Raw genomic sequence first — 14,099 nt, 5'->3', positions numbered from 1 at the left:
GCGGACGCCACGCAAGTCGAATAGTCGGATATGGGCGGATTGCGTGGCAGCCTGTCCGACGTCACCACCCGCACTTCCACCCTTCCGTACCCGCGAATGCCCGAAGGCGAGCCTCATGAACACCCCTACTCTTCACCAGGAACACCCGACCCACGAGCACACCCACGGCCCGGACTGCGGCCACACCGAGGTGCCGCACGGCGACCACGTCGACTACGCGCACGACGGTCATCTGCACCGCGCGCACAGCGGCCACTGGGACGAGTGCGAGCCCGGCGGCCACGAGTCCCACGGTGGCCACGACCACGTGCACGGCGACGGCTGCGGACACCCGAGCGTCCTGCACGGCGACCACGTCGACTATCTGCACGACAGCCACCGGCACGCCGCCCACGACGGCCACTGGGACGACCACTGACCGCTTCCGGCCACCGGCGCCACCCCCGCCCTACCCGACCGGCGTCTCCTTCCGCACACTGGAAGCGAGACGCCGGTCACTTTTCGCTCACCCACTGGACGACATACCGACCGGTCGGCATCATGAGGCAGGTCCTGTTTCCGTACGCGTAGGAGCAATGATGCCCCCGGACGACCTGCCAGGTCTCGATCTCGACCGGCTGCGCGGCCTGCTCGACGGCGAACGCCCCGGACTCGTGCACGGCCCCCTGACCGGCCGGCTGATCGAGGGCGGCCGGTCGAACCTCACCTACGCGGTCACCGACGGCACCACCCAGTGGGTCGTACGACGGCCCCCACTGGGCCATGTCCTGGCCACCGCGCACGACATGCGGCGCGAGCACCGGGTGATCAGCGCCCTGCATCCGACGGCCGTGCCGGTCCCGCGTCCCGTGCTGCTGTGCGAGAACCCCGAGAACGGGGCGGCGCCCGGAGCGCCGTTCTACGTCATGGAGTTCGTGCCGGGCACGCCGTACCGTACGGCCGAGCAGCTCGCCCCGATCGGCCCGGCGCGCACCCGGGACGTGGTGCTGTCGCTGGTGGACACGCTCGTCGAGCTGCACGCGGTGGACCCCGCCGAGGTGGGCCTCGCCGACTTCGGCCGCCCCGAGGGCTTCCTCGACCGGCAACTACGGCGCTGGGGCAAGCAGTTGGACGCCTCCCGCAACCGCGAGCTGACCGGCATCGACGAGCTGCAGGCAGCACTCGGCCGCGCCCTTCCCCACTCGTCGGCCCCGGCGATCGTGCACGGCGACTACCGGCTGGACAACGTCCTGATCGGCGAGGACGACAGGATCAGGGCGATCCTCGACTGGGAGATGTCGACGCTCGGCGACCCGCTCACCGACCTGGGCCTGCTGGTGATGTACAGCATGCCGCTGGGCGCGCCCGCCTCCCCCGTCTCCACGACCGCCGAGGCCGCCGGACACCCGTCCCCGGCCGAGCTGATCGAGCGGTACGCGGCCCGCTCGGGGCGGGACGTCTCGGCCGTCTCCTGGTACACGGCGTTCGCCTGGTTCAAGCTGGCCGTGATCCTTGAGGGCATCCACTACCGCTACACGCTGGGCCAGACGGTCGGCGCGGGCTTCGACCGCATCGGGGACCTGGTCCCCGTCTTCATCGAGCACGGCCTGACCACACTTCACTCAGGTCTCCAGGAAGGCTGATCCGTCATGGACTTCGCGTTCGACGCGCGCACCGAGGAACTGCGCGCCAAGCTCCTCGCCTTCATGGACGAGTACGTCTATCCGGCCGAACAGGTCGAGCACGAGCAGCGCGAGCGGCTGGCCTCGCCGTGGGACACCCCGGCCGTGGTCGAGGAGTTGAAGGCCGAGGCCCGTAGCCAGGGCCTGTGGAACCTCTTCCTGCCCGACGCCCGGCACGGCGCCGGCCTCACCAACCTGCAGTACGCCCCCCTCGCCGAAATCACCGGCCGCTCCCCGCACTTGGCGCCGACCGCGCTGAACTGCGCGGCACCGGACACCGGCAACATGGAGGTGCTGGCACAGTTCGGCGACGAGCAGCAGAAGAAGCAGTGGCTGGAGCCGCTGCTCGCGGGCGAGATCCGCTCGGCGTTCGCGATGACCGAGCCGGAGGTGGCCTCGTCCGACGCGACGAACATCGAGACGCGGATCCGTCGGGACGGCGACGACTACGTCATCTCGGGCCGCAAGTGGTACATCTCCGGGGCGATGAACCCGCACTGCCGGATCTTCATCGTGATGGGCAAGACCGACCCTGACGGCGCCGACATCCGCCGCCAGCAGTCGATGATCCTGGTCCCCCGGGACACGCCCGGTGTCACGGTCAAGCGGGCGATGCAGGTGTTCGGCTACGAGGACCACTCCCACGGCGGTCACGCAGAGGTGGTCTTCGACGAGGCGCGGGTGCCCGCGGCGAACCTGATCGGCGAGGAGGGCAGCGGCTTCGCCATCGCGCAGGCGCGGCTCGGTCCCGGCCGCATCCACCACTGCATGCGGCTGATCGGCATGGCGGAGCGGGCGATCGAGCTGATGTGCCGCCGGGCCGTCTCCCGCACGGCCTTCGGCAAGTCGCTGGCCCAGCAGGGCGTGGTCCACAACTGGATCGCGGACGCGCGGGTCACGGTGGAGCAGCTGCGGCTGCTGGTGCTGAAGACGGCGTGGATGATGGACACGGTGGGCAACAAGGGGGCGCACGCGGAGATCCAGGCGATCAAGATCGCTACGCCGCGTGCGGTGGTGGACATCATCGACAAGGCGATTCAGCTGCACGGGGCGGGTGGGGTGAGTCAGGACTTCCCGCTGGCGGAGCTGTGGGCGAGTGCGAGGACGCTGAAACTGGCGGACGGGCCGGACGAGGTGCACCAGCGGTCGTTGGCTCGACGGGAGCTGAAGCGGTACGTGTAGTTCTTTCGCCCCCGCCGCCCCTACCCGTCCCTCCCCCAGAGGGGGGACCCCCATCGGGGGCGCTGCCCCCGAACCCCCGCTCCTCAAACGCCGGAGGGGCTGATATTCAGCCCGTCCGGCGTTTGAGGACAAGGCCCCTTCAGGGCCGCAGGGCGCGCAGCAGCAGGTCCGCCAGCTGCTCCGCGACCTCCGTCGGGGTCAGCGGGCCCTCCGGGCTGTACCACGTCGACAGATGGTGGATGGAACCGAAGTGGTAGTCGACCACCAGGTCCGCCGAGGTCGCCCGGGAGAAGACACCCGTCTCCTGCCCCTCCTCGATCAGGGCCCTGAACCGCTCGTGGTAACGGCGCCGCTCCGCACGCACCTGCTTGTTCTTCTCCGGGCTCAGATGGTGCATCGAGCGGAAGAAGATCATCGCGTCGTCGAGGTTCTCGATGGTCGTGACGACGACATCCGCCGCCGCCCGCCTCAACCGCTCCTCCACCGGCGCGTCCGCGTTCGCGAACGCGTCCAGCCGCTCCTGCTGAACGCGCAGCACGCGCGCGTACACCTCGTGCAGCAGATCGTCCTTGGACCCGAAGTAGTGGTACAGCGCCCCCTTGGTGACCCCGGCCGCCTCGACGATCTCCTGGACGGACGTACGGTCGTACCCCTGATCCGCGAAGAGTCGGGTGGCGGCGGCCAGCAGCCGCTGCGGGACGGGCGTACCGTCGCCGTCCGTCGTCCTGGGCACTACCGCCACCAGCCTTCCAAAGGTTCAACGAACAACCGAACAACCCGGACAGCCGACCGGGATGCCTACTGAGAGTCCCCGGACCGGGTACGCAGTTCCCGACGGAGGATCTTTCCGGTCGCCGTCTTCGGCAAGTCGGCCAGGATCTCCACCTGCCGCGGGTACTTGTAGGCGGCCAGTCTCTCCTTGCAGTAGGCGGCGAGCGCGTCCGGGTCCCCCTCGGCGCCCGGCCGCAGGCTGATGTACGCCTTCACAGTCTCCCCGCGGTACTCGTCGGGCACCCCGACGACGGCTGCCTCGCGTACCGCCGGATGGGTGTACAGGACGTCCTCGACCTCACGCGGCCACACCTTGAAGCCGGACGCGTTGATCATGTCCTTCTTCCGGTCGACGACGTAGAGCCACCCCTCGGCGTCCATGAACCCGATGTCGCCGGTCCGCAGCTCCCCGTCCGGGAAGGTCTCCGCGGTGGCCTCCGGAAGCCGCCAGTAGCCGGGAACGACCTGCGGTCCCCGAACGAGGATCTCGCCCTGCTCCCCGAAGGGAACCTCGGCGCCCTGTTCGTCGACGACACGCACGACGGTGTCGGGGCCCGGCACGCCCACGGCGAGGGTGCCGGAGGCCGGGTCGACGGGGGCCTCCCGGGCGGGCGGTACGGAGGCGCAGGGGGCGGTGCACTCGGTGAGGCCGTAGCCGTTGCGGATGTACGGGCCGAATCCGGCGCGGAACTTCTCCACGAGGGCGGGCGGCAGCGGGGCGCCGCCGGAGGAGATGTGCCGGAAGGAGGAGAAGTGGTCGGGGGTGCAGTCCGGGTTCGCGGCCAGCGCCATGAAGGCCGTCGACGGGCCGACCGTGTAGTGGGGACGGTGCTCGGCGAACGCGTCCAGCACCACGCCCGGCTCGAAGCGGTAGGCGAGGACGAGTGTGCCCGCGCTGTTCAGGCTCGCGCCGAGCTGACAGACCATGCCGGTGATGTGGAACAGGGGCGCCATCGCGAAGTAGACGGGTGCCTCGGGCAGCGGGAGGCCGGTCCGCTGCCGTTCCGCGTTGTACATGATGTTGCCGTGGGTGTTGGTGGCCCCCTTGGGGGTGCCGCTGGTGCCGGAGGTGTAGCTGATCAACGCGATGTCGGCGGGGCGGGGAGCACGGCCCTCGGGCGCCTTGTGCCCGTATCGGGCGACGGCCGTCAGGTCCTCGGCGTCCGGTGCCTGCGGCAGCCGCTCGAACGCGAGCACGCGCGCGTCACCGCGGGTCTGGAAGTCCAGCTCGCAGCCCGTGAGCACGATCCGCACCGGGGAGTCCGCGGCCGTCTCCCTCAGGTACGACTCCCAGGCCCGGTCGGAGCAGATCAGCGCGGCCACGTCACCGTCCCGCAGGACGTGCGTGACCTCCCCCGACTTGTACATCGGGTTGACGGGCACGACGGTCGCGCCCGCCTTCCAGGCCCCCAGCACGGCGAGCACGAAGAGCGGCGAGTTCTGGAGCAGGACGGCGACCCGGTCGCCGCGTTCCAGCCCCCGGGTGACGAGATACCCGGCGACGGAGTCGCTCAGCTCGTCGACCTCACCGTGGCTGAGCCGCCCGTCGAAGTAGGCGAGGAAGTTGCGGTCCGGGACCTCGGCGGCGGTCCGGCGGAGCGCGTGGACGAGTGAGTCGTCGGGGCTGATGGGCCCGCGCTGGACGTCGTCGAGGAGGCTCAGCCAGGGCTGTGCACCGTACCGGGAGCCGGATCCGGAGCCGGGGCGCGATGCGAGGTCGGAGTCGGTCATCCAGTGGCCTCCCACTTCTGCTGGATGTGGTTCATGTTCGTCAGCCAGTGGTCGGGATCGGCGGCCCGCGCCCGGTAGTAGTCGGCGACCTCGGGGTGCGGCAGGATCAGGAACCGGTCCTCCTCGATCCCCTTGAACAGCGCCTGAGCGACCGCCTCGGGCTCGATCGCGGTCGGCGCGAGCACCAGGTCGCCCGCGCTTCCGGTCCCGGCCAGCATGTCCGTACGCACGCCCTGCGGGCAGATGGCGTGCACCTTGAGCCCGCGGTGGCGGTACGTCAGCGACAGCCACTCCGCGAAGGCGTAGGCACCGTGCTTGGTCACGCTGTAGGGCGCCGCGCCGATCATGGTGAGCAGCCCGGCGGCCGACACGGTGGACACGAAACGCCCGCTGCCCCGCTCCAGCCACTCCGGCAGCAGCTCATGGGCCGCCCGGACGTGCGCCATCACGTTCACGTCCCAGGCGAGCGCCCAGACGTCCTCCTCGGCCGCCTCGGACCCACCCGAGGCAAGCCCGGCGTTGGCGCAGTAGACGTCCACGGTTCCACCGAGGGCGGCCCGGGCTTCGGCGACGATGGCGGAGGCGTCACCGGGCACCGCGATGCCGCCTATCTCCTCGGCGATGGCTCCCGCCTTGTCGGCGTCCAGGTCATTGACGACGACCCGGGCCCCTTCGGCGGCGAACCGCCGCGCCAGGGCAGCCCCGATCCCACCTCCGGCCCCGGTCACGACCACTCCGGCACCTTGTACGACTCCCACCATCGGTCTCCTTTGACGCGACACGGCCACAACGCTCGACCAGACTAACCAGTCGGTATGTTGCAGGGAAGGGTGACTTCACCCACCCGGGGGCGCGGGGCTGTATCCATCTGCGGCTCCGCCGCGGGGCGCGACAAGCCACAACGAGCCACGCACCCTACGAACGACAGGCGGTAGCACATACGGTGCCACTACCACCCATACCGCCTTACGGAGGGAACCCCCATGCCCCTGTCCAGACGCGGCCTACTAGCAGCAGCCACCGCATCCTCCCTGCCGGCATGCACAGCCGCAGCCCCCACCCAACACCGCCCAAAACAACTCCGCACCGGCTTCGAGAACCTCGCCGCCAAAAACTACGCCCCCCTCACCGGCAGAAAGGTCGGCCTCGTCACCAACCCCACCGGCGTCACCAGGGACGTACGCCACATCGTCGACGTCATGCACACGGACGACCGGGTGAATCTGACCGCCGTCTTCGGCCCCGAGCACGGATTCAGGGGCACCGCGCAGGCCGGCGGTTCCGAGGGCCGCTACGACGACCCGGCGACCGGGCTCCCCGTCTACGACACGTACCTCAAGAGCGGCCGGCCGCTCGCCGACATCTTCACCGCCTCCGGCGTCGACACCGTCGTCTTCGACATCCAGGACGTGGGCGCCCGCTTCTACACCTACATCTGGACGCTGTACGACTGCATGGAGGCGGCCCAGTTGGCGGGCAAGTCCTTCCTCGTGCTGGACCGGCCGAACCCGGTGACCGGGCGGGCCGCCCAAGGGCCCGTGCTGCACAGGGAGTTCGCGACGTTCGTCGGGCGGCAGCCGATCTCCCAGGCGCACGGGATGACGGTGGCGGAGCTGGCGCGGCTGTTCAACGAGGAGTTCCTGGCCGCGCCGGTGAAGCTGGACGCCGTACTGATGTCGGGGTGGAAGCGGTCGGAGTTCTACGACGCGTCGGGGCTGCCCTGGGTACCGCCGAGCCCGAACATGCCGACGCCCGACACCGCGCTGGTGTATTCAGGGACGTGTCTCTTCGAGGGGACGAACCTGTCGGAGGGGCGCGGTACGACCCGGCCTTTCGAACTGCTCGGCGCCGAGGGGATCGACCGGCGGTGGGCCGCCGCGGTGGAGCAACTCGGGTTGCCCGGTGTGCACTTCCGCGAGGCGTACTTCGCGCCGACCTTCTCCAAGTTCCAGGGGAAGACCATCGGGGGCGTACAGATCCATGTGCACGACCGGGCGGCCTACGACCCGGTGCGTACCGGAGTCGCGTTGCTGGTGACCGCCAAGAAGGTCTGGAGCGGTTTCGCCTGGCGCTCCGACAACTGGATCGACAAGCTGACCGGCTCCACTCTGGTGCGCACGATGATCGACGCGGGCGCCGACACCGATGAGGTCGTGGCGGGCTGGCAGGAGGAGCTGGCGGGGTTCCGGCGCATGCGGAAGAAGTACCTCGTCTACAAGTGAGCGCGGCGTATGGCCAACTCCATCCGTTAGCAGGACGATACGCCCCACATCACGACATTACGGGGCACGGGGTTTGTCATGGCGGAAGTGGAAATGAGTGTTTCTCCCTACTGGGAGCTGACGTTCGACGCGGACGGCGACACCGACGAGCGCAGGCGCGACCGGCTGCTCGCGGAGGTGGGCCCTCGTAAGGTGCGTGACCTCATCGTCTTCGCGCACGGCTGGAACAACGACCGGTCCATGGCGACCGGGCTCTACAGCAGATTCTTCTCGACGATCCCCGCGCTCGCGCCCGCGACCGCCAGAATCGGCTACGTGGGCGTGGTGTGGCCGTCGATGCGCTTCACGGACGAGCCGATCCCCGACTTCGAGCGGTCCCTGACCGCCACCGCTGCCCTGCCCGAGGCGGCCGTGGGTCCCGGGCTCGACAAGGCCACCCGGCACGCGCTCCTGCAAACCTTCCCGGGGCGGGCCACTGTCGTCGAGCAGATCGCCCGGCTACTGGACCAACAGCCGGACGACGAAGCGGCCTTGGAGGAGTTCGGGGGGCTGGTGCGGTTGCTCGTCGAGGTGCCGCCGGAGGCACCCCAGACGGAGTTCGCGGCGGACCTCGTCCGCACGGACGGCGAGTCGGACGGCGACCCCGAGATGTTCGCGGGGAGCACGGCGGCGGTCTGCGAGCAGTTCGCCCTGGCCCTGGCCGGGCCTGAATCCCCGGGCGCTGTCGCCGAGTTCGCGCTGCCCAATCCGTGGAAGGGTGCGCAGGAGCTGCTGCGGCAGGCCACGTACTACGCGATGAAGCGGCGGGCCGGAACCGTCGGCGATCGGGGACTCGGGCCGGTGCTCGGGCGGCTCGCCGAAGCGGCGCCCGGGGTGCGGGTGCATCTCGCCGGGCACAGCTTCGGCGCGCGGCTCGTGTCGTTCGCACTGCGCGGGCTGCCCAAAGGGGTGCGCACGGTGAAGTCGGTGACGTTGCTCCAAGGGGCCTTCTCGCACTACGCGTTCGCGGACACGCTGCCGCACGACGCCCGTGCCGGGGGTGCGTTGAAGGGGCGGCAGAACCGTATCGACGGTCCCCTGGTGTGCTGCTACTCCCAGTACGACGGGGCGCTCGGCACGTTCTACCCGCTGGCGTCGCGCATGGCGGGCGACAGTCAGGGGGTCCTCGCCGTGAAGGCGCTGGGCCCCAAGTGGGGCGCGCTGGGCCACGACGGTGTCCAAGCCGTGCCGGGCACCGTCAAGTTGACGCTCGCAGAAGCTCTCCGGCCGGCGAAGCTGCCGGTGAGCGGGTGTGTGAACGTCGACGCGGCGGCGGTGGTCAGGAACGGTGGGGCCCCGGCGGGAGCCCACAGCGACATCTGTCACTCCGAGTTGGCGCAGGTGGTGCTGGCGGCGGGCCGTATCCACTGACCCGCCGCCGCACTGCCCGGTTTGTTACCGGTGGGACGTGAACTCGACGACCTGCTGGTAGGTCGGCCGGTTCTGCCAGCTGATGTTGTAGTGCTTGATGCCTCCCAGGGTGCGCTGGACGATCGAGTCGGCGCACCACTGGTTGCCCGCGGCGCAGAGGGTGTCACCGGGGTAGACCTGGGCGGCCGTCTTGCCCGCCGCGGTCTTCAGGGTGCTGATCAGGATGTCCCTGCAGCCGCTGAGCGTGCCGCCGCCGCAGTACTTCTGCGTCAGCCCGCCCTGCACCGGGTCACCGAGAACCGCCCGGATGTCCTTGTCGACGTAGCTCCACCAGCCGTACTGGAAGGAGCTTCCCGCGTGCGCGCCGGTCGGTCCGTGTGCGGCCGAGGGGGCCTCGTCGACGGGGAGGTTGGTGGTGATGGCGGTGTAGAGGTCGGTGCCGAGGCCCGGTTGGAACTCGGCCTGCACCAGCAGTGGCCACCAGGCGTCGAGGATGCGGATCGCGTCGGCGTTGGCGTACGCCTTCGAGCCCGCGGAGGTCTCCGTGCGCTTGGCGCCCGCCGTCACCCAGGCGGACAGCTTGCTGACGGCCGCCGCGGCCGTGGAGTCGGTGACCGTCGAGCTGTTGACGACCCGCAGCAGCTTCGGCAGCACGTCCTCGGCCCGTAGATCGGCGAGCGCGGCGTCGGCCATCGCCTTCACCAACTGTGCCCGGGTCACTCCGCCCGCCGTGACGAGTTTCTTGACCCGGTCCTCCAGGAGGTTGCCGCGGTGGACGGAACCGTCGCCCCATGAGGCGCTGGTGTAGTCCTTGGCCTGTTTGTTGTTCCAGGAGATGTAGTAGTCCTGGTCGATCGAGTTGGGGTGGGCGGAGGCCGGCGTGTAGTCGGCGGTGTTCGTCGTCGGGTTCCAGTTCCGCCACTCGTACGCCGACTGCGCCCAGACCGGGAACTCGGCGTCGACGCCGCTCGCGCGTACCGGGTTGTCGCCGCTGTTGTAGTACGCGGTGTGCGTGGAGTCTGCGTAGAACCAGTTGAAGGTGTAGTTGATGTGCTGCACGGCGGCCTGGAAGGTCGCCGGGCTCTTCACGTAGTCCGGGTCGTTGAGCATCTGGAAGCCGATGATCGAGTCGGCCTCGTGCATGTAGGAGGAGCGCAGGTTGGTGTAGGCGACCGTCTTGCCGCCGACCGTCGCCCGATGGCTCACCGGGCCGTACTTGGTGCGGTAGACCTGCATCCGGTAGGAGCCGGCGGCCGTGCCGTCGGCCGTGGTCGGCTTCCAGGCGTTGGTCTGTTCGATCTTCTCCATCGCGGTGCAGGTGCCGTGGTAGAGGTAGTGGACGTCGTCCTGGCACAGCTCGACCGCGTACGAGTCGATGATGTCCTGCCCGGAGGTCGTCGCGCTCCACGCGTAGTCCTGGCCGCGGCCGAGCTCGACGTACATGCTCAGCCCCGCGAAGGAGGCGCCGCGCGCGCTGAGTCCCGGGCCCTGGATCTCCTGGAGCATGAGCAGCTGGGGGGCGAAGTAGCCCGTCTGCGGGCCGAAGACGGCGACCGGGTGGCCGCTGGCGGTCTTGGCGCCGCTCACCACCAGGGCGTTGGACATCCCGCGCTTGGCGGAGGTGAGGGCGGTGGCCGTAGCCGTGGTGGAAGCGGTGGCCGCGGTCGCGGTGGCGGCGCTGCCCGTACGGTCGTACACCAGCGGTTCCTCGGCGACCGTGCCGGCGTCGGGCAGGGCCTCGCCCTGCGGGTTGGCGGGGGCGGTCGCGTACGGGAAGCTCTCGCCGTTGTGGACGGTGAGTGCGGCCTCGGGGTCGTTGCGCTCGCGGAACGCCTCCCAGACCTTGGTGCCCTGGACGACGCCGTACTGGGACTGGGCGGCCATCAGCGAGATCGCGTTGTTGACCTCTCCGCCGCCGCCGGAGCCGAAGAGCGCGCCGATCACGGAGGCCAGCGCGACCAGGTCGGTGGTCTTGAACTTCTGGATGGTGCCCGCGTTGGTGACGGAGTCCTTCCAGCCGGTCAGGACGTACTCGCCGGGGAAGGTGCGGGCACTGTCGGAGGCGTCGATGTAGGCGTTGATGCCGGCGACATAGGCGTTGACGTCGGCGAGCGCCTGCTGGCCGCGGGCGCCGTTGGTGGCGACCGCGTTGTCTATCTGGGCCTGGAGGTCGGCCTCGGTGTACGGGGCGTGGCGCCAGAACTCCTGTTCAAGGCCCTGGTTGGAGGGGTCGCCGCCCGCGAAGGGCGTGAGCTGTCCACGTCCGACGTGCCGGAAGACGTCCATCAGCCAGAGGCGGTCCTGGGCGGCGGCGTAGCCGGCGCCGAACTCGGTGCCGTAGCGGGTGGTGCCTGTGATGTGCGGCACACCCGTCTTCTTGTCGCGGACGATCGTCACGTCGGTGCGGCCGGCCGGGGCGAGGGTGGAGGCGACCTGGTCGGCGGCGACCCCGAACGAGGCGTCGTTGAAGAAGTTGTTGATGGTGGCATTGGTGAGGCCGGAGTAGCCCGTGGCCAGGTTGGCATAGGGCCCGAGCTGGTCTTCGGCGTGTTCGGGCTGGGAACCGAAGGCCTGGTTGAGCAGGATCTGGGCGAGGGTGGCGTTGCCGTTCTGGCCGGGCGGCAGGATGTCGGAACACTGGGCTCCGCAGTAGTCGTTGGCCGTGGCGGCGTGGGCCTCGGTCGCCGGGGAGATCGGGGAAAGCGGCGACAAAAGACCGGCAATGAGCGTGCATACGGCTGCGGTCTTCAGGAACCCGAAGAGTCCGCGGGGAGTTCTCAGTCTGTCGAAGGTTCTATCGGCAGTGTTGCCTGGGGTGCGCCGTGACATGGCAGCTCCTCCGGACCGGGGGGTGGGCCACTCCGAACGGAGTGGGCCAGAGGTTACCGCCGGTATCCCCGCGATTGAAGATGAACATGCGTCACTTTTGAACAACGTGGCACAGCAAATGCGTTGGAGGAGTGCGGGGAGAAGTGCGGGGGCACTTCGAAGCGCTGGAAGCACACGCGGTCCGGCGCCGTGCTCAACAGGTGTTGCACAGACGACCGACAGTTTCGGGAGGTAACCGTGGAGGGTGGTCCGGCGGACGGCTTAGAGCCGTTGACGTCGGTCCCAAGGGGGCCCGGCGAACGGCTTATGGCCGTCATCGGAAAACAGATGGAGCCGAATCGCTTGTCGATACGTCTATTCGGCGACGTCCGTTCGACGACGCCGAAGTGACCGAAGTACAGGTGCAGATGTGACGGAGGTGCAAGGCGATGGCCGGTTTCCGGAGTCTGGCGAGACAGGTGCGGGACCCGCGGAGCGACCTGGCTCTGCGGCGGTACTCGCTCCGTAAGTGCCTTGAGCGATTCGCCCCTTACGGGCACAGGGCGACCTGGGACCACCTGTGCTCCCGGGCCGGGTTCGGACCGGAGGACCGGTCCCCCGATCCAGCGCGGCTCGTGGCCGCACTGGACGAGCTGGAGGAAGCGCGCTCGGTCTGGCAGGCCTACGAGGTGGAGTTCGCGAAGCGCCGCAAGAAGGAGAAGTTCGACGGGCTGCGCCGGCCCGGAAGTGTGGACGACTGGCATCGGCTGACCTGGGGTGGGTTCGGGGTGGCCTGGTGCGACGATCCGGGGGTGCACCCCCACGAACCGCTGGCCGAGGTGCTGCGACGGCTGATCGCCGCCCTGGAGCGCGAACCGGGCTCGGTGTGCCCGGTGTGCGACGGGGAGCGCCTCACCTGGAAGTACGACCTGGCCCATGAGCCGTCGTCGGGTCCCGTCTGCACGGAGTGCGGCATCGTGGTGCCGCGGCCCGTACTGACCCCCGAGGCCCTGGCGGAATCCAGGCGCGGACGGCTGCTGCTTGCGTCGGCCTGAGCACGACGGGGGTGCGCCGGGGATGCCGCACCCCCAACTGAACCGGATGACCGACGCCTGTTGTCAGTCGTGGATGGCACCATCGAGGCATCACGCAGGTGTGTCTCAACGAGCCCCGCGGCGCCGCGCACGGCGCGCTGTTACCGATCGTCGTAATCATGCCGATGCGCGACCCGTTCCAGGTGAGGCCGATCGGTACGCTGCGCGGGGTTCCGTCCTTGGCGAGGAAGGCCAGGCTCAGCGCAGTTGCTCGGCCAGTCCGACGATGATGCCCTCCGGACCGCGGAGGTAGCAGAGCAGATAGCTGTCCTCGAACCGGGCGATCTCGCCGACGAGTTCGGCGCCATGGGGGCGCAGGCGGGCAACGGTGTCCTCGATGTCGTCGACGGCGAACATGACGCGGTGCGTGCCCAGAATGTTGTGCGGCCGGTTGCGCGGCCCGGCGCTGAGCGCCTCGGGGCTGCGGTACCTCGCCAGCTCGAGCCGGCTGTGACCGTCCGGGGTCCGGACCATCGCGATGTCACAGCGGACGCCGTCGAGGCCGGTGCACTGGTCGGCGACGAGACCCTCGACCTCTGCCCTGCCCTCCAGCTCCATACCGAGTTCCACGAAGAACGCGACGGCGGCATCCAAGTCCTCGACGACGATGCCGATGTTGTCCATCCGCTGAATCGCCATGCTCGATTCTCCTTCTTCCTCGTGCGGCCGGTGGTGGCCGCTGATGTCCCTGGGACGGAGCCGGCGGCACGTTCTCGACATCCTCGGACCACCTGACTCCAAAAAATCTGGACCGCGCCTCAGCACCTGCGTATTCAGGATGACCCTGGTCGACTCCCGCCTCGACCGCTGGAAGGAAAGTCTTCAGCGGACTCGATGCCGACATCCGCACCGTGGTCTGCGGCCACACCCACATGCCGTTCGTCCGCCTCGCCCACGGCCGGCTCGTGATCAACCCCGGCAGCGTCGGCATGCCCTACGGACGGACCGGAGCACACTGGGCCCTCCTGGGCCCGGGCATCGAACTCCGCACCACGCACTTCGACCTCCGGGCCGCAGCCGCCCAACTCGGCCAGGAGTCGTCCTACCCCGACATCACCGAATGGGCCGACTACTTCCTGCACGCTCGCGCGACCGACACCGACGCCCTCGCGGCCTTCGCCCCACGGGACGGACGCGACCACAGCCCGTGACACCCGCTCCCCATCCACGACAGCGGGCAGCCGAACACCGACTACCGCGGAAAACCCGCAACCCCGCAT

General features: G+C 69.5%; 11 protein-coding genes and 1 pseudogene. 7 read left to right on the top strand and 5 right to left on the bottom strand.

Going from position 1 to position 14,099, the window contains the following annotated elements:
- Nucleotides 1-115: 115 nt before the first annotated feature.
- The 3 genes from OG734_RS39040 to OG734_RS39030 all read left to right on the top strand — a co-directional run bounded on the left by OG734_RS39040 (nt 116) and on the right by OG734_RS39030 (nt 2,843).
- Nucleotides 116-418, top strand: coding sequence for a hypothetical protein (locus tag OG734_RS39040; RefSeq protein ID WP_330292130.1), 303 nt, complete (start codon nt 116-118; stop codon nt 416-418).
- Between the two features lie 160 nt (nt 419-578).
- Nucleotides 579-1,622 (top strand): phosphotransferase family protein, encoded by a 1,044-nt coding sequence (locus tag OG734_RS39035; protein WP_330293949.1) that lies wholly within the window; start codon nt 579-581, stop codon nt 1,620-1,622.
- 6 nt (nt 1,623-1,628) lie between these two features.
- On the top strand, nt 1,629-2,843 hold the full coding sequence (locus OG734_RS39030; protein WP_330292129.1) for an acyl-CoA dehydrogenase family protein: 1,215 nt from the start codon (nt 1,629-1,631) through the stop codon (nt 2,841-2,843).
- Between the two features lie 139 nt (nt 2,844-2,982).
- Here OG734_RS39030 and OG734_RS39025 read toward each other — a convergent pair whose 3' ends face one another.
- The 3 genes from OG734_RS39025 to OG734_RS39015 form a co-directional block, all read right to left on the bottom strand.
- Nucleotides 2,983-3,576 carry a TetR/AcrR family transcriptional regulator gene (locus tag OG734_RS39025; protein WP_307631202.1) on the bottom strand — a complete coding sequence of 198 codons (594 nt, stop codon included), beginning with the start codon at nt 3,574-3,576 and terminating at the stop codon, nt 2,983-2,985.
- A 65-nt stretch (nt 3,577-3,641) separates the two neighbouring features.
- Nucleotides 3,642-5,345, bottom strand: a complete 1,704-nt coding sequence (locus OG734_RS39020) for a class I adenylate-forming enzyme family protein (RefSeq protein ID WP_330292128.1) — start codon at nt 5,343-5,345, stop codon at nt 3,642-3,644.
- Nucleotides 5,342-6,106, bottom strand: coding sequence for an SDR family oxidoreductase (locus OG734_RS39015; protein ID WP_330292127.1), 765 nt, complete (start codon nt 6,104-6,106; stop codon nt 5,342-5,344). The genes OG734_RS39020 and OG734_RS39015 overlap by 4 nt, the downstream gene beginning before the upstream one ends.
- Before the next feature lie 222 nt (nt 6,107-6,328).
- On the opposite strand from OG734_RS39015, the gene OG734_RS39010 reads away from it, so the two are divergent.
- Nucleotides 6,329-7,567, top strand: a complete 1,239-nt coding sequence (locus OG734_RS39010; protein ID WP_330292126.1) for an exo-beta-N-acetylmuramidase NamZ family protein — start codon at nt 6,329-6,331, stop codon at nt 7,565-7,567.
- A gap of 78 nt (nt 7,568-7,645) precedes the next feature.
- Entirely contained in the window at nt 7,646-8,977 is a 1,332-nt protein-coding gene (locus OG734_RS39005; RefSeq protein WP_330292125.1) for a serine-threonine protein kinase, read from the top strand.
- Nucleotides 8,978-9,001: 24 nt separating this feature from the next.
- On the opposite strand, the gene OG734_RS39000 is transcribed toward OG734_RS39005, so the two are convergent.
- Nucleotides 9,002-11,806 (bottom strand): penicillin acylase family protein, encoded by a 2,805-nt coding sequence (locus OG734_RS39000; protein ID WP_330292124.1) that lies wholly within the window; start codon nt 11,804-11,806, stop codon nt 9,002-9,004.
- Nucleotides 11,807-12,234: 428 nt separating this feature from the next.
- Here OG734_RS39000 and OG734_RS38995 point away from each other — a divergent pair, with 428 nt between their 5' ends.
- The gene (locus tag OG734_RS38995) at nt 12,235-12,840 is read left to right on the top strand and encodes a hypothetical protein (RefSeq protein WP_330292123.1); all 606 of its coding nucleotides are present in this window, start codon (nt 12,235-12,237) and stop codon (nt 12,838-12,840) included.
- Between the two features lie 237 nt (nt 12,841-13,077).
- Here OG734_RS38995 and OG734_RS38990 read toward each other — a convergent pair whose 3' ends face one another.
- Nucleotides 13,078-13,518, bottom strand: coding sequence for a VOC family protein (locus OG734_RS38990; protein WP_330292122.1), 441 nt, complete (start codon nt 13,516-13,518; stop codon nt 13,078-13,080).
- A 139-nt stretch (nt 13,519-13,657) separates the two neighbouring features.
- On the opposite strand from OG734_RS38990, the pseudogene OG734_RS38985 reads away from it, so the two are divergent.
- Nucleotides 13,658-14,030: pseudogene (locus tag OG734_RS38985) on the top strand (metallophosphoesterase family protein); the annotation flags it as partial.
- Between the last annotated feature and the right edge of the window lie 69 nt (nt 14,031-14,099).

Source organism: Streptomyces sp. NBC_00576, assembly GCF_036345175.1.
In the GTDB taxonomy this organism is placed as follows: domain Bacteria; phylum Actinomycetota; class Actinomycetes; order Streptomycetales; family Streptomycetaceae; genus Streptomyces.
Note: the sequence above shows the minus strand (reverse complement) of the source record. Positions and strands in the feature narration are given on the sequence as shown.